The sequence below is a fragment of the Ferrovibrio sp. GW821-FHT12B10 genome, from assembly GCF_058807515.1.
In genome coordinates this window covers 2,100,777-2,118,466 of the sequence record NZ_JBXAQT010000001.1, presented here as the reverse complement: position 1 = coordinate 2,118,466, position 17,690 = coordinate 2,100,777, and the positions used below count along the sequence as shown (strand labels likewise).

Annotated in this window: 18 protein-coding genes; 9 read left to right on the top strand and 9 right to left on the bottom strand. The window is 64.8% G+C overall.

Features of this window, described 5'->3' with window-relative positions:
- Positions 1 to 40: 40 nt before the first annotated feature.
- Entirely contained in the window at positions 41 to 1,240 is a 1,200-nt protein-coding gene (locus tag AC1RRT_RS10790; protein WP_493013800.1) for an MFS transporter, read from the bottom strand.
- 137 nt (positions 1,241 to 1,377) lie between these two features.
- On the opposite strand from AC1RRT_RS10790, the gene AC1RRT_RS10785 reads away from it, so the two are divergent.
- Both AC1RRT_RS10785 and yddG read left to right on the top strand, forming a co-directional pair.
- Positions 1,378 to 1,866 (top strand): hypothetical protein, encoded by a 489-nt coding sequence (locus AC1RRT_RS10785; RefSeq protein WP_493013799.1) that lies wholly within the window; start codon positions 1,378 to 1,380, stop codon positions 1,864 to 1,866.
- 122 nt (positions 1,867 to 1,988) lie between these two features.
- Positions 1,989 to 2,876, top strand: coding sequence for an aromatic amino acid exporter YddG (gene yddG / locus AC1RRT_RS10780; protein ID WP_493013798.1), 888 nt, complete (start codon positions 1,989 to 1,991; stop codon positions 2,874 to 2,876).
- On the opposite strand, the gene AC1RRT_RS10775 is transcribed toward yddG, so the two are convergent.
- Positions 2,847 to 4,076, bottom strand: a complete 1,230-nt coding sequence (locus tag AC1RRT_RS10775) for an MFS transporter (protein WP_493013797.1) — start codon at positions 4,074 to 4,076, stop codon at positions 2,847 to 2,849. The two genes, yddG and AC1RRT_RS10775, sit on opposite strands and share 30 nt — an antisense overlap.
- A gap of 91 nt (positions 4,077 to 4,167) precedes the next feature.
- Between AC1RRT_RS10775 and AC1RRT_RS10770 the strand changes: the two genes are divergently transcribed.
- Positions 4,168 to 4,968: an AraC family transcriptional regulator gene (locus tag AC1RRT_RS10770; protein WP_493013796.1), complete on the top strand. Its 801-nt coding sequence runs from the start codon at positions 4,168 to 4,170 to the stop codon at positions 4,966 to 4,968.
- An 11-nt stretch (positions 4,969 to 4,979) separates the two neighbouring features.
- Here the strand turns inward: AC1RRT_RS10770 and AC1RRT_RS10765 are convergent, their stop codons facing one another.
- Genes AC1RRT_RS10765 through rmuC form a run of 3 tightly spaced genes read right to left on the bottom strand, consistent with a single transcriptional unit; the run spans position 4,980 to position 7,356 of the window.
- Positions 4,980 to 5,411: a cupin domain-containing protein gene (locus tag AC1RRT_RS10765; RefSeq protein WP_493013795.1), complete on the bottom strand. Its 432-nt coding sequence runs from the start codon at positions 5,409 to 5,411 to the stop codon at positions 4,980 to 4,982.
- Positions 5,411 to 6,022, bottom strand: coding sequence for an exopolysaccharide biosynthesis protein (locus tag AC1RRT_RS10760; RefSeq protein ID WP_493013794.1), 612 nt, complete (start codon positions 6,020 to 6,022; stop codon positions 5,411 to 5,413). Before AC1RRT_RS10760 ends, AC1RRT_RS10765 begins: the two co-directional genes overlap by 1 nt.
- Positions 6,019 to 7,356, bottom strand: a complete 1,338-nt coding sequence (gene rmuC / locus AC1RRT_RS10755; protein ID WP_493013793.1) for a DNA recombination protein RmuC — start codon at positions 7,354 to 7,356, stop codon at positions 6,019 to 6,021. Before rmuC ends, AC1RRT_RS10760 begins: the two co-directional genes overlap by 4 nt.
- A gap of 106 nt (positions 7,357 to 7,462) precedes the next feature.
- Here rmuC and def point away from each other — a divergent pair, with 106 nt between their 5' ends.
- Genes def through truA form a run of 3 tightly spaced genes read left to right on the top strand, consistent with a single transcriptional unit; the run spans position 7,463 to position 9,638 of the window.
- Positions 7,463 to 7,981, top strand: a complete 519-nt coding sequence (gene def / locus AC1RRT_RS10750) for a peptide deformylase (RefSeq protein WP_493013792.1) — start codon at positions 7,463 to 7,465, stop codon at positions 7,979 to 7,981.
- Complete coding sequence (fmt, locus tag AC1RRT_RS10745; protein ID WP_493013791.1) at positions 7,981 to 8,901, top strand: methionyl-tRNA formyltransferase; 921 nt, start codon at positions 7,981 to 7,983, stop codon at positions 8,899 to 8,901. Before def ends, fmt begins: the two co-directional genes overlap by 1 nt.
- Positions 8,901 to 9,638 (top strand): tRNA pseudouridine(38-40) synthase TruA, encoded by a 738-nt coding sequence (truA, locus tag AC1RRT_RS10740; protein ID WP_493013790.1) that lies wholly within the window; start codon positions 8,901 to 8,903, stop codon positions 9,636 to 9,638. The genes fmt and truA overlap by 1 nt, the downstream gene beginning before the upstream one ends.
- Positions 9,639 to 9,641: 3 nt before the next feature.
- Here the strand turns inward: truA and AC1RRT_RS10735 are convergent, their stop codons facing one another.
- The 3 genes from AC1RRT_RS10735 to dapE all read right to left on the bottom strand — a co-directional run bounded on the left by AC1RRT_RS10735 (position 9,642) and on the right by dapE (position 12,145).
- On the bottom strand, positions 9,642 to 10,238 hold the full coding sequence (locus tag AC1RRT_RS10735) for a DUF6624 domain-containing protein (RefSeq protein WP_493013789.1): 597 nt from the start codon (positions 10,236 to 10,238) through the stop codon (positions 9,642 to 9,644).
- A gap of 121 nt (positions 10,239 to 10,359) precedes the next feature.
- On the bottom strand, positions 10,360 to 10,935 hold the full coding sequence (locus tag AC1RRT_RS10730) for a hypothetical protein (protein ID WP_493013788.1): 576 nt from the start codon (positions 10,933 to 10,935) through the stop codon (positions 10,360 to 10,362).
- On the bottom strand, positions 10,919 to 12,145 hold the full coding sequence (dapE, locus tag AC1RRT_RS10725; protein ID WP_493013787.1) for a succinyl-diaminopimelate desuccinylase: 1,227 nt from the start codon (positions 12,143 to 12,145) through the stop codon (positions 10,919 to 10,921). The genes AC1RRT_RS10730 and dapE overlap by 17 nt, the downstream gene beginning before the upstream one ends.
- Before the next feature lie 284 nt (positions 12,146 to 12,429).
- Here dapE and secA point away from each other — a divergent pair, with 284 nt between their 5' ends.
- From secA to AC1RRT_RS10710, 3 genes are all read left to right on the top strand, one after another.
- Positions 12,430 to 15,126: a preprotein translocase subunit SecA gene (gene secA, locus AC1RRT_RS10720; protein WP_493013786.1), complete on the top strand. Its 2,697-nt coding sequence runs from the start codon at positions 12,430 to 12,432 to the stop codon at positions 15,124 to 15,126.
- A 186-nt stretch (positions 15,127 to 15,312) separates the two neighbouring features.
- On the top strand, positions 15,313 to 16,317 hold the full coding sequence (locus AC1RRT_RS10715) for a DUF2891 domain-containing protein (RefSeq protein WP_493013785.1): 1,005 nt from the start codon (positions 15,313 to 15,315) through the stop codon (positions 16,315 to 16,317).
- A gap of 72 nt (positions 16,318 to 16,389) precedes the next feature.
- Complete coding sequence (locus AC1RRT_RS10710) at positions 16,390 to 16,647, top strand: hypothetical protein (RefSeq protein WP_493013784.1); 258 nt, start codon at positions 16,390 to 16,392, stop codon at positions 16,645 to 16,647.
- Between the two features lie 12 nt (positions 16,648 to 16,659).
- Here AC1RRT_RS10710 and AC1RRT_RS10705 read toward each other — a convergent pair whose 3' ends face one another.
- Positions 16,660 to 17,616 (bottom strand): peptidoglycan-binding domain-containing protein, encoded by a 957-nt coding sequence (locus tag AC1RRT_RS10705; RefSeq protein WP_493013783.1) that lies wholly within the window; start codon positions 17,614 to 17,616, stop codon positions 16,660 to 16,662.
- Positions 17,617 to 17,690 lie beyond the last annotated feature (74 nt).

Genomic DNA, 17,690 nt, shown 5'->3' with positions numbered 1-17,690 from the left:
ATCGTCAAGCATCAACTAAGGTTGTGGAAATTAATAATTATTACTGATTCCCCGGCCGCGCCTTGAGCGCGGCGAAGGCGAATCCCACTGCCGATATAACCATCGCGGCCAGCATGGCTATCAGCACCATGCCGTAGCCGCCGGTCAGTTCCCAGATCAGCGCGGCCAGCGACGGCGCCACGGCGGCGGCGACGCTGGCGGGCAGCATCAGCGCACCGGCAATCGCACCGTAGCCTTCACGGCCAAGGAAGTCCGGGATCGCCGTGCCGCGCAGGATGGTCATCATGCCGTTGGCGGCACCGTAGATGGCTGCAAACAAAAACAGCAGCGGCGCCACCGAGGGGAACAGTACCAGCAGCAGCATGGCGCAGATGAACAGCCCCATCACGATGGTGCCGGTCGCCACCGTGCTGATCCTGCGGCCGAACAGCAGCATGACGCGGCCCGCCACCTGCGAGGGGCCGATCACCGCCATCACGCCAACCGCGACCGCCAGCGGAATGCCGTAGTCGTTCAGCATCGGCATGAAATGGAAGATCAGCATCGCATGCGCCAGCAGGTAGAAGGTGAAGCAGACGGCGAGGCCCCAGAAGACCGGATGGCGTAGCGCGCGCTTCATCGGACTGGCCTCGGCATCCACCGCCTTCTGCACCGCAGGCACATCGCGGTCGCGCAGCATCAGCACATGCACCGGCAGGCAGAACAGCAGGTTGACGCCGGCCATCATCAGCAGCGCCTCGCGCCAGCCCAGCACCTCGATGCACCAAGCGATCAGCGGCGTGAACACTGTGCTGGCCAGGCCGCCAGCCAGGGTGAGCACAGTGATACGATGCTTGTAGTCGACCGGGAACAGCCGCGTCAGCACGGCGAAGACCGGTGTGTAGAGCGTGAGTGCCTGGGTCAGGCCGAGACCGATGATGATGAGATAGAACAGGACCAGGCTGCTGTTGAACGACCAGGCGATGAACAGCAGGCCGGCAATCAACGATCCCGCGCTCATCAAGGCGCGGCCGCCATGGCTGTCGATGCGTCGGCCCACGGGAAACGCCAGGAAGCCGGCGAGCAGCAGCGCCAGTGACAACGCGCCGTTCATCTCGGCGCGGCTCCAGCCCAGATCGCTCTCCATCGGCACGACGAAGAGCGGGAAGCCATAGAAGATGGTGCCCCAGGAAATGAGCTGGGCGACGGAGAGCGCGGCGACCAGCGGCCAGCCGTCGCGGCGATAGGTGCTGAGAAACATCGAGGGCGTTATAGCCGGGCTTCCCGCCGACCGGCATGAGATTTTCTTATGCGGCGTGAAAGAGCACCGACCTGTCATGGGACTTGTCGGGCCTCTGGATTATGATATATTATAACACTTCTTGCTAGAGACTCCGCATGCTGCGCCGCCGCTTCCTCTCCACTGCCTCCCTTTCCATCGCCGGTTTCACCTGCCTGGGCGCCCCGCCGGCGGCCCGCGCCCTGTCGCTGGAACCCGCACCCGCCCATCTGCGACTGGAAGCGCCGCAGAGCGAGGGCGCGCTGGACTGGAGCCTGCTGGCCCGGGCCGGCGAGACCCGGCTGCAGGATGGCGTGGTCAGCCGCTTCCCCGCCGCCGTGCGCGACCTCGACAACCGCGAGGTCACGCTGTTCGGCTACATGATGACCTTCAGCCACAGTGCGATGCATACCGAATTCCTGCTCGGCGCCCTGCAGTTCCACTGCCCGGGCTGCATGGCCGGCGACCTGTCGCGACTGGTGGCCGTGCGCGCCGCCGTGCCGGTCGCCTATGTGGAAGAGCCATTGCAGATCCGCGGCACGCTCCGCCTGCTGGAAGACGAGCAGTCGCCGCTGTTCTATCGCCTCGAAAGTGCCCAGGCCGTCTGACACGGCCGCTTGATCTGAAGCAGGCTTTTTCGTACATCTCGATTCCCGGCGGCGGCTTCCCTATCCCTGCGCAATGCGCCACGCATTGTCGCGCTCTTCTCCGTATTGCTGGATTTCACAAAATGACGACTTCTGATTCTGCGCAGCGTCTTCGCGCCACCCTGATCGGCACCATCGCCATCTGGCTCTGGGCCGCACTGGCCCTGTTCACCACGCTGACCCCCAGCGTGCCGGCGCTGCAGCTCACCGCCATGACCTTCACGCTGTCGGCCCTCGCCGCCATTCTGCTCTGGACGATCCGCGGTGACGGCGTGCTGAAACATTTCCGCCTCAGCGCGGCGGCCTGGGCGCTCGGCGTCTGCGGCCTGTTCGGCTATCACGCGCTGTATTTCCTCGCGCTGAAACTGGCGCCGCCGCTGGAAGCCAGCCTGATCAACTATCTCTGGCCGTTGCTGATCGTGCTGTTCTCGGCGCTGCTGCCGGGCGAGCGCCTGCGCTGGTTCCACCTCGCCGGCGCGGCTCTGGGGCTGGCCGGCACGATCATCCTGATCATGGGCAAGGGCGAGCTGGGTTTCGACTGGCGCTATGCCGCCGGCTATGCCGCCGCCTTTGCCTGCGCCTTCACCTGGTCGAGCTATTCCGTGCTGAGCCGACGCTTCGCCGCCGTCCCCACCGATGCGGTCGGCGCGTTTTGCGCCGCCACGGCGCTGCTGTCATGGCTGGGGCATTTCGCCTTCGAGACCACCGGCTGGCCGGCGGATATCACCGAATGGGCCGCGATCATCGCGCTCGGCCTCGGCCCGGTGGGTTTGGCATTTTTCTGCTGGGATCACGGCATGAAGCGCGGCGACGTGCGCGCGCTCGGCACCATGGCCTATGCCGCGCCGCTGCTGTCCACCTTGCTGCTGATCGTGTTCGGACAGGGCGCGCTCACCCTGCCCGTCATCCTCGCCTGCGCGCTGATCGTCGGCGGCGCCGTGCTAGGCACCGGCGACCTTCGGCGTCGCTGACATCGGCATATCTTCGCCGCGCGCTTCGGTCGGCGAGCCACCCGGGAAAACCAGCGCCGACAGGAAGATGCTGAGGCCGAGCGCCGCCAGCACGCTGAATAATGTGTCGAAGCCGCCGCCGCGCTCGTAGACCAGCGCGATCAGCGGCACGGCCGTCGCGCTGGCGCCGAACGACAGCAGGTAGCGCAGCGAAAATGCCCGTGCCCGCCATTCATCCGAGGTGTAGCGCGCCACCATGGTGTCGTTGATGGTCACCTGGCCGAAGACAGCGAACATGAGGCCAAGGCAGGGCAGCACCAGCCACCAGCTATCGGTGAGGCCGGCCAGCAGAAGACACGGCGCCTGCAGGAAAGACACAACAACGAAGATCTGCTTCAGCGTGTAGCGGTCGACCAGGCGCCCGATGATCAACTGCGCCATCGCGCCGGCGAGATAGACCGTGAAGACCAGCATGCTGATGCCAACCGGCGTGCCGATCAGGTCGTGCATGCGTTCGCTGAACAGCTTGGGCAGCACGATGGTTGCCGCATTGAACACCACGCCGCCGCTGACGCCAACCACGGCCAGCACGGCGAAGGCGCGGATGGCAATGGACCGCGGCACTTTTGCCTGCGGCCTGCCCTTGCGCGGCGGACTGACATGTTCGGGCACCATGGCCAGATAGGCAATGCCAAACAGGATCGAGGCTGCGCCTGGAATGATGAAGGCGAAGCGCCAGCCGAGGAACTGTGCGATCGCGCCCGTCACCAGCGCCGCGCAGGCGACGCCGACATTGCCCCAGACGCCATTGGTGCCGAGCTCGCGGCCGAGTTTCTCGGAACTGAGCGCTTCTGCATGCGCCGTCAGCATCGCGGTGCCGACCGGATGATAGATCGAGGCGAACAGCCCCATCAGGGTCAGCGCCGCCGCCAGCATCCACAGTGAACTGGTGCTGCCGGCAAGGATGGCCGCGCCGCCGATGCCGATGAAGAACACGCCCAGCATATTGCGGCGGCTCCACTTGTCGCCGAGCCAGCCCGACGGGATCGAGCCGGCGCCAAACGCAATGAAGCCGCCGATGGAGAGCGCCAGCAGCTCACCGTAGCTCTTGCCGAAATCGGCCTCCATCGCCAGCACGGCGGTGGGGAAGATCAGCATGAACATGTGGTCGAACAGATGGGCGATGTTGACGAAATTGATCACCCGGCGCGGCAGCGACATGGACGGAATCCTTACGAGAACCAGTTGCGGCAGGCAGCATAGGGGTGTCTGATGGTTATAGTCCTGCCTGTTTCTATCGAGAATCAGACAAATGGTTAAAACCCGCAGCACGAATCCGGAGGATTACCAGCGTCTCGCCACCCCGGTGGCGGCGATGCCCAAGGATTTCCCGCCCGGTTTCCATATCGCGCCGCACAACCATGAGCGGGCGCAGCTTGTCTATGCCGTGAAAGGCGTGATGCAAGTAACGACTATCCCCGACACTGACAGCAATGGCGGCACCTGGGTGGTGCCGCCGCAACGCGCCCTGTGGATTCCCCCGGGCCAGCGTCACGAAATTCGCATGGGCAGCGCCGCCGTCGCCATGCGCACGCTCTATGTCGCACCCGAGACCGCCGCCACGCTGCCCGGCACCTGTCAGGTGATCGAGGTTTCGGACCTGTTGCGCGCGCTGATCCTCGCCGCCATCGAGGAGCCGGTGGACTACGAGAGCAACAGTCGTGGGGCGGCGATCGCCCAACTGTTGCTGCATGAGATGCGCACCGTCTCGGCTCTGCCGTTGCACCTGCCGATGCCACGTGACATCAAGCTGCAAACCGTGTGCCGTCGCGTGCTGGAGAATTTGCATGACGATATCGGCATCGAGACGCTGGCGCTGGAGGCCGGCATGTCGAGCCGCAGCCTGGCGCGGCTGTTCCAGCGCGAGACCGGCATGGGCTTCCAGGCCTGGCGCCAGCAGGCGCGGCTGGCGGAAGCGCTGTCCCGCCTGAGCAGCGGCCGCCCGGTGGCGCTGGTGGCCAGCGATCTGGGCTATGCGAGTGCGGCCGCCTTCACCGCGATGTTCCGCCGGACCCTTGGCACCACGCCGAGCAGGTATTTTTCCAAGCCTTAAGGCGACAAGCCCTACGGTTTCCAGTCCTTCGGTGCCAGCTCGAAGCCGGCGAAGTCGAAGCCCGGTGCAACCGTGCATCCGACCAGCGTCCACTCACCGAGTGTTTCCGCCGCCTGCCAGTGATGTGGCGGCACAATGCCCTGCGGGCGCTGGCCCTGCGCAAGGTCGCCGCCGAGTGTGATCGTCTGCACCGGTGCGCCTTCTGTCGCGGCGATGCTCAGCTTCAGCGGCGCACCGGCATGGAAATGCCAGATCTCGACCGCATCGACTCTGTGCCAATGAGATATCTCGCCTTGCCTCAACAGAAAATAGATCGCAGTCGAGCGGCTGCGGCCGTCGGGGCCCGGCGCGTCGCGGAAGGTCTCGACGAAATGCCCACCCTCGGGATGCGGCTGCAGCTTCAGCGCGGCAATGATCTCGTCGGCTGTCGTCTTGGGAGGCATCAGAAAATCCGGTCGATGATGGCGAGGCCGACATCAAGCAGGAACCAGACCCAGCCGGTCGCCACCACGCTGGTGACCAGCGCGGCGATCACCAGCGTGCCATCGCGCTCGACCTGACCCAGCGCCGCCAGGATGATCGCCCAGGCCGGGATCAGGTTGCCGAACGGAATCGGCAATGACAGCAGCACGGCGTTCCACAGGATCAGCAGGCCGAGCGGCCGGCTGGCGCTGCGGCCGGACAGATGCGCCAGCCGTGGCCGCACATAGCGCTCGATTTTAATGATATAGGGCAGCGCCGGCCGCAGCAGTTTGGCGATATCGCCGCGACGGAAGCTGCGTGCACGCCAACTCTGCGGAAACCACGGCGTGTGGAACCCCAGCAACATCTGCGCCGACAGCAACAGCAAGGGCGCCCCCATGATGGCGGAAAGGCCGGGTGCGATCGGTGCCGGAATCCCGTTGGGCAGGGCGAAAACCAGGATCAGCAGGCCGAAGCTGCGCAGGCCGAAGGCGCGCAGCAGGTCATCCAGGGTGATCCGGTCATCGTCCCAGCCATCGCAAAGGGTCGCAACGATGTCGCTGACCTTTTCCGGCGCGTGGCTTTCACTCATTTGGAATCCATGAGGCCCGGCAGGCGCGGTGCGACGACCTCTTCCACATCCGCCTCGATCACATCTTCGGTCCGGTGCACGTTGACCTCAAAACTGGGCAGCGCCGCCGGCGCGGCTTTGCTCGGGCGGACGCCCAGTTGTCCCAGCTTGCGCACGCGCGGCAGCAATCGGGTGTTGATTGAACGGCTGAAGGATTCGAACTGTTCCGTTGCCTGCTGCAGGCCGCGCCCCATTTTCTCCGCCAGCGTCAGAGCCGTGGCCGTGGAATCGATCAGCGCCTGTACGGCCTCTATGATCTTCTGGTGATTTTCTTCCTGCCGGCCGCTGTCGATCTGCATGCGTGAAAACGCGATCAGTGAAAACAGCGACGACGGCCCGGCCAGCACCACGCCGGATTCAATCGCGCGCTGCTCGAAATCAGGCGCCGCCAGCCGCAGCTTTTCAACGGCAGCGTCGTTGGGCAGCGTCATGGCAACGATGCTGCGCTTTAGGCCGCCGCCGCGCTTGGCATCACGATACGCCGCGACGACGGCATTGCCGTAATCCTTGGCGGTCAGCGCGCGCAGATGCGTGGTCATGCGCTGGGCCAGCTGGGCCAGTGCCGCGGCCTCGGCCACCTCGCCTTCGGCCTCGGCATGATCGAGCAACAACTTCGACGCCTTCGAATCCACCACCAGCACGGCGTCGCCGGGCAGGAAGATCACCGCATCGGGGCGAAGACTGCCGCGATCACTGTCGCCAGCCACATGATACTGCAGGACGAAATCGATGCCGGGCTGCAGGCCGAACGCCTTCAGCGTGTTCTCCAGGCCGATCTCGGCCAGGCGGCCCGCGCCGCCGGGATGCGACAACATGCGATGGATCGCGTCGACGCGCTGGTTGTCCTTGCTCTGCTGCGCCACCGTGCTGGCCACGACCTGCGCCACCTCGGTCATCTGCTTGATCACGCCCTCGGTGACCTGCTGGACCTGCTTCTGCGACTCTTCTTTTTGCGCTTCCGTCTCGCGCTTGTGGTCGGCCAGCAGCTTGTTGGAGAGCTGCGCGGCGGATTCCACGGCAGCGGCGCGAGCTGCCTGCGTGGCGGTTTCGGCCAGCTTCTCGAAAGCCTGGGTCTTCACGGCCAGTTCGGCGCGCAGACCCGCCGCCATGCGCTCGGCTTCCAGCCGGGCGGCCTGGGCGGCGGCGGCCTCGTCGCGGGCGGCATCGACCTGGTCGCGCAGCTCGGCCAGCAAGGCCGCATCGCTCACAGGGCTGGCGCCCCGGCGCAGCAGCAAAACCAGCAGAATCAGCACGATGGCCAGGCCGGCGGCGCTGGCGATTGCGAGAATCGACATTATATCCATGGACATGGCTGTTAATATCATGCGGGCTTGACGGACTACCAGCCCGCAGCCTATCTGACGACCCAGAATTAAGCGTTTGGTATTGCGGATTCAGACTATGGCCCTGCTGCCCATCATCACGGCGCCCGACCCGATCCTTGAGACCGTCTCGACCCCTGTCGAAGCGGTGACGGACGAGGTGCGCCAGCAGCTGGACGATATGCTGGAGACCATGTACGCGGCGCCCGGCATTGGCCTCGCCGCCATCCAGGTCGGCATCCAGAAGCGCATGCTGGTGATGGATGTCAGCCGCGAGGGCGAAGAGAAGCAGCCCTATTTCATCATCAACCCGGAAATCACCTGGGCCTCGGACGACGACCAGCTTTACGAAGAGGGCTGCCTGTCGCTGCCCGAGCAGTATGCCGAGGTCGAACGCCCGGCCGAGATCAAAGTCAGTTATCTCGACCGCAACGGCGACCAGCAGGAACTGCATGCCGAAGGCCTGATGGCCGTCTGCCTGCAGCATGAGATGGACCATCTCGACGGCATCCTCTTCGTCGATCATATCTCGGCGCTGAAGCGCAACATGATCCTGCGCAAGCTGCTGAAGCAGAAGCGCCTCACCGCCACCGCCTAATGACATTACGCCTCGTCTTCATGGGCACGCCGGATTTCGCCGTGCCGGTGCTGGACGCCTTCCTCAAGGCCGGCGACGAGATCCTGGCCGTCTATAGCCAGCCGCCGCGGCCGGCCGGCCGTGGCCAGAAGCTGACGCCCTCTCCCGTGCAGGCCTTTGCCGAACAGAACGGCCTCAACGTGCGACATCCGGTCAGCCTGAAGACGCCTGAGGCCCAGGCCGAATTTGCCGCGCTGAACGCGGATGCCGCTGTCGTCGTCGCCTATGGCCTGTTGCTGCCCAAGCCGGTGCTCGATGCGCCGCGCCTGGGCTGCTTCAACCTGCATGCCTCGCTGCTGCCGCGCTGGCGTGGCGCCGCTCCCATTCAAAGGGCTATTCTTGCCGGCGACACCGAGACCGGCGTCTGCGCCATGCAGATGGATGTCGGCCTCGATACCGGCCCGGTGCTGGCGCGCGAGACGGTGCAGATCGGCCCCCGCACCACCATCACCGAACTGCATGACGACCTTGCCCGCGTCGGCGCTCCGCTGATGGTGCGGGCGCTGCATGCCTTCAACGACGGCAAGATCACACCGCAGCCGCAACCGGCCGACGGCGTCACCTATGCCTCCAAGCTGATAAAAGACGAAGGCCGCATCGACTGGCGCAAATCGGCCATCGAGATCGACCGCATGGTGCGCGCGCTCAATCCCGGCCCCGGCACGACCTTCGAGCTGAACGGCGAGCGCATCAAGCTGCTGGCCTGCGAACCGGTTGCCGGCAACGGCACGCCCGGAACGATGCTCGATGATGCCGGCACCGTGGCGTGTGGAGATGGCGCGCTGAAGCTGCTGAAACTGCAGCGCCCGAGCAAATCCGCCATTGCCATCACCGATTTCCTGCGCGGCTTGGCCCTGCCGAAATCGACGCAGCTGTCCTGATGCCGCGCTTCCGCCTCACCCTGGAATACAACGGCACGGCCTTCGTCGGCTGGCAGCGCCAGAAGGACGGCCGCGCCGTGCAGCAGGCGCTGGAAGAAGCGCTGGAGGCCATGTGCAGCACACCGGTCGAGACCTTTGCCGCCGGCCGCACCGATGCCGGCGTGCACGCCACCGGCCAGGTGGTGCATTTCGACCTCGCGCGCGACTTCACGCCTGATCGGATCAGGGATGGCCTGAACTTCTACCTGCGCGAACAGCGCATCGCCGTGCTGGACTCAAGCATCGTGGATGACAGCTTCGATGCGCGTTTCTCGGCCACGGCACGACACTATCTCTATCGCATCCTGAACAGGCGTCCGCCGCCGGCGCTGGAGGCCGGCTTCGTCTGGCATGTGCCGGTGCCGCTGGACGCCGCCGCCATGCATGCGGCCGCGCAAGTTCTGATCGGCCATCACGATTTCACCAGCTTCCGCTCGACCGAATGCCAGGCGAAATCGCCCGAGCGCACGCTCGATCACCTGAGCGTCAGCCGCGTGGGTGAGGAAATCCACATCACCGTGCGCTCGCGCAGCTTCCTGCACAACCAGGTGCGCATCACGGCGGGCACGCTGAAGATGGTGGGCGAAGGCCGCTGGACGGCCAAAGACGTGAAGACGGCGCTAGAGAAGAGGGATCGCGCCGCGGCCGGTCCGACGGCGCCGCCGGACGGACTGTGTTTGACCCGCGTCGACTACTGACGCTTAGCTGCGCCAGCCGATCGCCTTGGCCCATGCTTCGAAATCAGCGTTGCGCTTGGCAGCATTCGCGGGCGCCACTTCGCCGGCGTCCGTTGCTTCCTTGCGGCGCTGGGTGATGCCGTCGGCCAGCGAGGTGAGTTCGGCCTGGGCGCGGCGGGCGTCGACGCCGGCCGGATTCTCGATCGGCAGCGGATTGAGCTCGCCCTTCTCGTCCCAGTCGAACTGGGTGCCATAGACCTGCGGCTTGCCTTCGAGCCAGCGGATGCGGTCGGTCAGCAGGGCGAGCTGCCAGCGCGGCGCATCGCCCTTGGCCGCGGCCGCTTCGATTTCCTGCAGACAGGCGCGCATGAAGCGCGGCAGGCCGATGGCATGCTGGGCGATCATCCAGGCAGAGGTGCAACCGTCCTCGCCGACCAGCGAGCGGCCGGGCCAGCCCTTGGTGTCGACGATATCGGCCAGCGCCTTGGCATGCTTGTTGTGGAGGGCGCGCATCTGCTCGTTGTAGCCCTGGAACAGCGAGCCATCGGCGGCGAGCGAGGTCCGCAGCGCCCGGTTCTCTTCCAGCATGCCGATCAGCCGGCTGCGCAATGCCTGGTCCATAAGGTCCTCACATCTGTCCTGTGCGGCAAAAACCGCGAATCCGTGGCCAGATTGGCGGTTCAGGCCGCTTAAGTCCAGTCCGAGACAGGCTTTCCTGCCCAGACCCTAGCCCGCAACCGGCTCAGATCAGGCGCTCGATCAGCCGGTGCATCAGGATGCTGACCACCAGGTCGAGCGCCGCCGCGGCGACCGCCAGCGACCAGCCCGCACCGAGTCCGAGGCGGGCGATTCGCGCCACGATATAGAGCCAAATCAGCAGCAGCGCGGTGCTCCAGCCCGACAGGATGCCGGGCCCGAGCAGGCCGAAGCTGGTGCCGGCGAGCAGCGGCAGCGTCGCGGCCGTGGTGATCGCCTGCGCCCAGTTGTAGAGCACGGCGAAGACCGCGAAGCGGTTACCCAAACCGAAGCCGCGACTCAATCCCGCCATCGCGATCAGATAGAGCATCCAGGCGAGCAGGAATTCGACCCCGCGCACCAGGTTGTAGCCTGCGGCATTGTCGTTCCAGTCGGCCAGCTCGACCGCATCGGGCCGCATCAGTGCGACATAGGCGAGCAGCGTCAGGAACGGCCAGCGGAAGCTGCGCCAGAATCCGCCTTCGGAAAAATCATAGGCCAGCAGCGCGCGGGGATCGCCGCGCAGCAGCAACCCGAGGCCGCCGACCGCGGCAAGAATTTCCGCTTTAAGCGGCAGCGCCATCGAAGAACCGCTGCAGCATGCTTTCATAGACCTTGGAGAGATTGCGGATATCCTCGACGCCGGCACGTTCGTCCACCTTGTGCATGGTCTGGCCGACCAGGCCGAATTCCACCACGGGGCAGTAGGCCTGGATGAAGCGCGCATCGGACGTGCCGCCGGTGGTGCTGAGCTCGGGCACGCGCCCGGTGCCGGTCTTCACGGCTTCGGCCATCGCGGCGACGAATGGCCCCGGCTTGGTCAGGAAAGGCATGGCGCCGTCTTCCAGCAGCAGATCGAAGCGCGTGCCCTGCAGCGTGCGGTTGGCGCTCTGCGATCCGCAGACGGCCTCGACCGTGCGCGTGATCCAGTCCTTCAGGCCCGCTGCGGTCTGTTCAGTGTTGTAGCGGATGTTCAGCACGGCCTTGGCACTGGCCGGGATCACGTTGTTGGCCGGATTGCCGACATCGACCGTGGTGATCTCCAGGTTCGACGCCTCGAAATGCGCGTTGCCGGTATCGAGCCGGCGCGACTTCAGCGCCGAGAGGATGTCCAGCAGCTTCGGCACCGGATTGTCGGCCAGATGCGGATAGCCGACATGGCCCTGGATGCCATGCACGGTGAGCCGCGCGGTCAACGAGCCGCGCCGGCCGATCTTCATCATCTCGCCCAGCTGCAGCGGATTGGTCGGTTCGCCCACCACGCAGACGCTGAGCTGCTCGCCCTTCTCTTTCAGCCAGTCGAGCACGCGCGTGGTGCCATTGATGGCCGGGCCCTCCTCGTCGCCGGTGATCAGCAGGCTGATGCCGCCATCGAGCTGGTTATTGCGGCTGGCAAGGAAGCGGCCGGCGGCCGCGACGAAAGCGGCGATGGCCGATTTCATGTCGGTGGCGCCGCGGCCATAAAGCTGGCCCTCAATGATCTCGGCGCCGAAGGGATCGACGGTCCAGGCCTTGGCATCGCCCACCGGCACCACGTCGGTATGGCCGGCGAAGCAGAAATTTGGCGTGCCGGGCGGCAGGGCGCCAATGGCGCCCTTACCCCACCGCGCATAGAGGTTTTCCACATCCGGCGTGCCCGGTGCCGAGAATGTGAGCCGCTCGCAGTGGAAACCCAGGCCGGTGAGCGCCTGTTCCAGCACCCCCAGCGCGCCCTTGTCGGCGGGCGTCACGCTAGGGCAGCGGATCAGGGCCTGAGAGAGGGCGACGGGATCGGGCAGAGCGGAGGCAGACACGGCTGAAAAGACCTTGAAAAGCTATGGGGAAAGCTGCGGAAAGGCCGCCGAAGCAGCGGTTTTAGGCATTTGGCCGGAGAGCGGGCATGTAACCCCTTGGAAAGGCGCGGGTCAATGCGGCAGCCAGATCGACTTACCGCCGGGTTTATGGGCGGGTTTACGGGCGGTTTTACCGCGCCCCCCTTCGTTGACACGGGCGGGGGCAATGCATATCTAATGCCGGGTTTCCGTCGCCCGGTTCTCGTTTGGCGACGCGTATTTAGCGGCATTTTCAGGGGTACGGCATGTTCGGCGCGATTGCCAAGAAGCTGTTCGGTTCGGCCAACGACCGCGCCGTGAAGGGTTATTCCAAGGCTGTCCAGGCCATCAATGCGCTCGAGCCCGAGATCAGCGCCCTCACCGATGCCGCCCTGCAGGCCAAGACCGTCGAATTCAAGCAGCGCCTGGAGAAGGGCGAAACCCTCGACGATCTGCTGCCCGAAGCCTTTGCCGTCACCCGCGAGGCCGCCAAGCGCGTGCTGGGCCAGCGCCATTACGATGTGCAGCTGATCGGCGGCATGGTGCTGCATGACGGCCGCATCGCCGAAATGAAGACCGGTGAAGGCAAGACGCTGGTCGCCACGCTGGCCGTCTACCTGAATGCGCTGGCCGGCAAGGGCGTGCATGTCGTCACCGTCAACGACTACCTCGCCAGCCGCGACGCTGGCTGGATGGGCCGCATCTATAACTTCCTCGGCCTGACCACCGGCATCATCGTGCATGGCCTGGACGACGAGCAGCGCCGCGCCGCCTATGCCTGCGACGTCACCTACGGCACCAACAACGAATACGGTTTCGACTATCTGCGCGACAACATGAAGTTCCAGCGCGAGCAGATGGTGCAACGCCCCTTCAGCTTCGCCATCGTCGACGAAGTCGACAGCATCCTGGTCGACGAAGCGCGCACGCCGCTGATCATCTCGGGTCCGTCTGAAGACACCACCGACCTCTATGTGAAGGTCAATGCGCTGATCCCGAGCCTGGTGCCAAGCGATTTCGAGAAGGACGAGAAGCAGCGCTCGGCCAACTTCACCGAAACCGGCACCGAGCATATCGAGCAGCTGCTGCGCGACGCCGGGCTGCTGAAGTCTGACTCGCTCTATGACATCGACAATATCGCCGCCGTGCACCATGCCAATCAGGCGCTGCGCGCCCATGTGCTGTTCAGCCGCGACGTGGATTACATCGTCAAGGACGGCAAGGTCATCATCATCGACGAGTTCACCGGCCGCATGATGGAAGGCCGGCGCTATTCCGACGGCCTGCACCAGGCGCTGGAAGCCAAGGAAGGCGTCGCCGTCCAGACCGAGAACCAGACGCTGGCCTCGATCACCTTCCAGAATTACTTCCGCATGTATCCCAAGCTGGCCGGCATGACTGGCACGGCCTCGACGGAAGCCGCGGAATTCGCCGACATCTATCGCCTCGAAGTGGTGGAAATCCCCACCAACGTGCCGGTCGCCCGCATCGATTCCGATGACGAGGTCTATCGCTCGGCGCGCGAGAAATACGAAGCCATCGTCAAGCTGATCGCCGAATGCCGCGAGAAGGGCCAGCCGCTGCTGGTCGGCACCGTCTCGATCGAGAAGTCGGAACTGCTGTCGGATTACCTGAAGCAGCGCAAGATCGAGCACAATGTGCTGAACGCCCGCCATCACGATCAGGAAGCCTATATCGTCGCGCAGGCCGGCCGCCTGAATGCCGTCACCATCGCCACCAACATGGCCGGCCGCGGCACCGACATCCAGCTCGGCGGCAATGCCGACATGCGCATCCTGCGCGAGACAGAAGGTCTGGATGAAGCCGCCAAGGCCAAGCGCGAAGCCGAGATCCGCGCCGAAGTCGCCGTCGAGAAGGACAAGGTGCGCGCCGCCGGCGGACTTTACGTCATCGGCACCGAACGCCACGAAAGCCGCCGCATCGACAACCAGCTCCGTGGCCGTTCGGGCCGCCAGGGCGATCCGGGCGCGTCGAAATTCTTCCTGTCGCTGGAAGATGACCTGCTGCGCATCTTTGGCTCCGAGCGCATGGACAGCATGCTGCAGCGCCTTGGCCTGCAGGAAGGCGAAGCCATCATCCATCCCTGGATCAACAAGGCGCTGGAAAAGGCCCAGCAGAAGGTGGAAGCGCGGAACTACGAAATCCGCAAGAACCTGCTGAAATACGACGACGTGATGAATGACCAGCGCAAGGTCATCTACGAGCAGCGCATCGAGATCATGAGCGCCGATCACGTCGCCGACACCGTGGCCGACATGCGCGACGAGATCGTCAATGACCTGGTCGACAGCCACATCCCCGAGAAGGCCTATGCCGAACAGTGGAACGCCGACGGCCTGCAGGCGGAAGTAAGCCGCATCTTCGCGCTCGACCTGCCGATCGTCGACTGGGCCAAGGAAGAAGGCATCGCCGAGCAGCAGATCCGTGAGCGCCTGCTCGACGCGGTGGAACGCCGCATGGCCGAGAAGGCCGCCAATTTCGGCCCCGACGTAATGCGCATGGTCGAGCGCAGCCTGCTGCTGCAGGTGCTGGACCAGACCTGGAAAGAGCATCTGCATCACCTCGACTACCTGCGCCAGGCCATCGGCCTGCGCGCCTATGCGCAGAAAGACCCGCTGAACGAATACAAGCGCGAGGCCTTCACGCTGTTCGAGCAGATGCTGGTGCGGGTGCGCGAGCAGGTGACCTCCATCCTCGCCCGCGTCGAAGTGCGCAGCGACGAACCGCCGCCGGAATTCCAGCGCAGCCCGCAGCAGATGCGTGAAAGCCGCGGCGAGCCGCTGGAAGGCGAAGGCGACGACAGCCTGCCGGCGCGCCCCGTCGCGCAGTCGCGCTCGGCCGCCGTCGATCCGAACGACGAGGGCACCTGGAAATCGACCCCGCGCAATGCGCCTTGCCCCTGCGGCTCGGGCAAGAAGTACAAATACTGCCACGGCAAGTAAGCCGGCAGGCTTCCACAAAAAAGGCGCCCCGCTCCGGCCGGGCGCCTTTTCTTTTGCCCGCCTCTCTCCTTCGTCATCCCCGCGAAAGCGGGGATCCCATTTTTTGTTGTTGCTGCAGAAAAGAATAATGGGATCCGGGGCCAAGCCCGGGATGACGATCCTGGGATGCCATGCCATCATTGCCACATGCCCCAGACCAAAATCTCCCGCGATCAGGCCGAACGTTTCGCCGCGCTGCCCTTGCGCAATCTCGACCGCGAATTCCCCAACAACCTGACGCATTTCAACAACGATGCGTCCGACGTGTTGCCGCCGCACAGGCTGCATCCGATCTTCTACGGCAGCTATGACTGGCATTCCTGCGTGCATGGCTGGTGGCTGCTGGTGCGCTGCCTGCGCCGGCATCCCGCCTTGAACGACGCCGCGAAAGCCGAGCAGCTATTTGCATCGCATTTCACACCCGAGAAAGGCGACGGCGAAGCCGCCTATCTGGATGCACCGGGACGCGGCACCTGGCAGCGACCCTATGGCTGGGGCTGGCTGCTGGCGCTGTCAGCCGAGCTGTCGCTGTGGGATCATGCCCAGGCCAAGACCTGGCGCGCTGCGCTCAAACCGCTGGAACAGCGCATCGTGCAGCGTTTCCCGGCCTATATGGACAAGCTGACCTACCCGATCCGCGTCGGCACGCATTTCAACACCGCCTTCGGCCTGCTCGTTGCCTTGCATTACGCGCGCGTCACCGGCGAACCGACCTTGGAACCGGCGATTGCCGCCTATGCCGCCCGCGTCTTCGGCCATGACACGGACTATCCAGCACGCTATGAGCCGAACGGCGACGACTTCCTCTCCGGCGCATTGGTCGAGGCACTGCTGATGGCCGAGCTGCTGCCGGCAACAGAGTTTGCCGCCTGGTGGGGGCGCTTCCTGCCCGATGCAGGCACGGTCTTCAAACCCGCCATCGTCGCCGATCGTTCAGACGCCAAGGGCGTGCATCTCGACGGACTGAATCTGTCGCGCGCCTGGTGCCTGCGTGGCATCGCCGCAAAACTGTCGGGTGATTCCACCGCATTGCTGCTCGCTGCCGCCGCGCATGAACAGGCCAGCCTGCCGTTTCTGGAAAGCGGCGAATATGGCGGCGAACACTGGCTGGCGACCTATGGCGCTCTCGCCGTCGAGGGCCTGACCGCCTGAGGGATGAATACGCGGATATAGCTCCCGATTTTCGCCGCAATTCTCGACGATAGTTTGTGCTATGGTTTCGCTATGAGAGACTTGCCCAACAACCCCTTCGATGCCCTCGACAACGTCACGGCCGCGGATCGATTCAAGGTCGGACGCAATCTGCGCCGCCTGAAGCGCTACGGCATCTATTACCGGCGTTTACGCACGCGCATGCGTTTCGGCGTGCTGTTCGACCGCATCCTGCACGTGATCACCATTGACTGGGGTGGCCTGCTCGCCCTTCTGGCCGTTCTTTGGGGCGCCATCGAGCAGCGCATCCGCCGCCGCTCTGCCTCCTGAGCGCGGCTGCGCCTAGCGGTCGCGCGGATCGCGGCGGCGCTCCAGCTCGCGATCCAGCCGGCGCGTTTCGTCCCCGTGGATGATGTCGTTCATCGGCTTCACATAATAATTGCTGACCGCCCTTACCACCGCACCGGGCAGATACGGCGTGATCTCCTTCTGCCAGTACTTCACATCGGCATGCGCCTCGTCCATCAGGCGGCGTGCGCGCTGCAACTCTTCCGGCGTCATCTTGTCGTAATGCCACTGCGGCTGGCTGACGATCTCGGCCGCCAGTGCGTGCAGCTTGCCGGCCAACCGCGGATCGCTCGCGCGCAGATCCTGCACTTTCTGCAGCGCCGCTTCGCGTTCGCATTTGTCGCCATAGCGGATGAAAGCCACGCCGCCCAGAGCCGGCAATAGAGCGGGATTGGAGAGGTCGATGCGATCCGGATCGAGACCGAGCTGCCCGGCGAGATCGCGCGCCACCGCCGTCGATGTCTCACGGCTTTTCATCTCGGCATCCGAGACCTGCACACCTTGCGGCGGCCGATACAGATCGCCAAGCCAGCGGATGGTTTCACCCTGTGGCCCAGCCCAACCATCCACGACGAGTCCATTGTCTTTCTGCAGCGCGCGCAGCGCTTCGTCGTCCCGGTTACCCCAGTAGCCAGTCGGCCCACCGGTGGCTTCGGCGTCCAGCTTGTCCTCGCGATGCAGCAGCGCCTGCAGCTTGAACACGTCGCCGCGCTGGTTGGTGCGGCCGGTGCCCACCGTGTCGTTCAGGCGGAACAGGTGATCGCCGAACAGGTCCTTCAGCGAGGCGCCCTCCAGCCAGCGGCCGCGCGCCGCCTCCCAGGCCGGATCGCCGGGCCCGATGCGGCCGAATGGATCGGGTTCGGATTCGGGCAGGGGATCGGGACCGAATAGGCGGTCGGGATTGAAACCGGAATTCGACGCATCGTCAGGGTCGGCGGGCAGGATCGGCATGGCAGGCTCCGTAAGAACAATAGTTAAACATATTATAGGTTGATTATCCTAATTTGACCAGAGTTATTTCTACT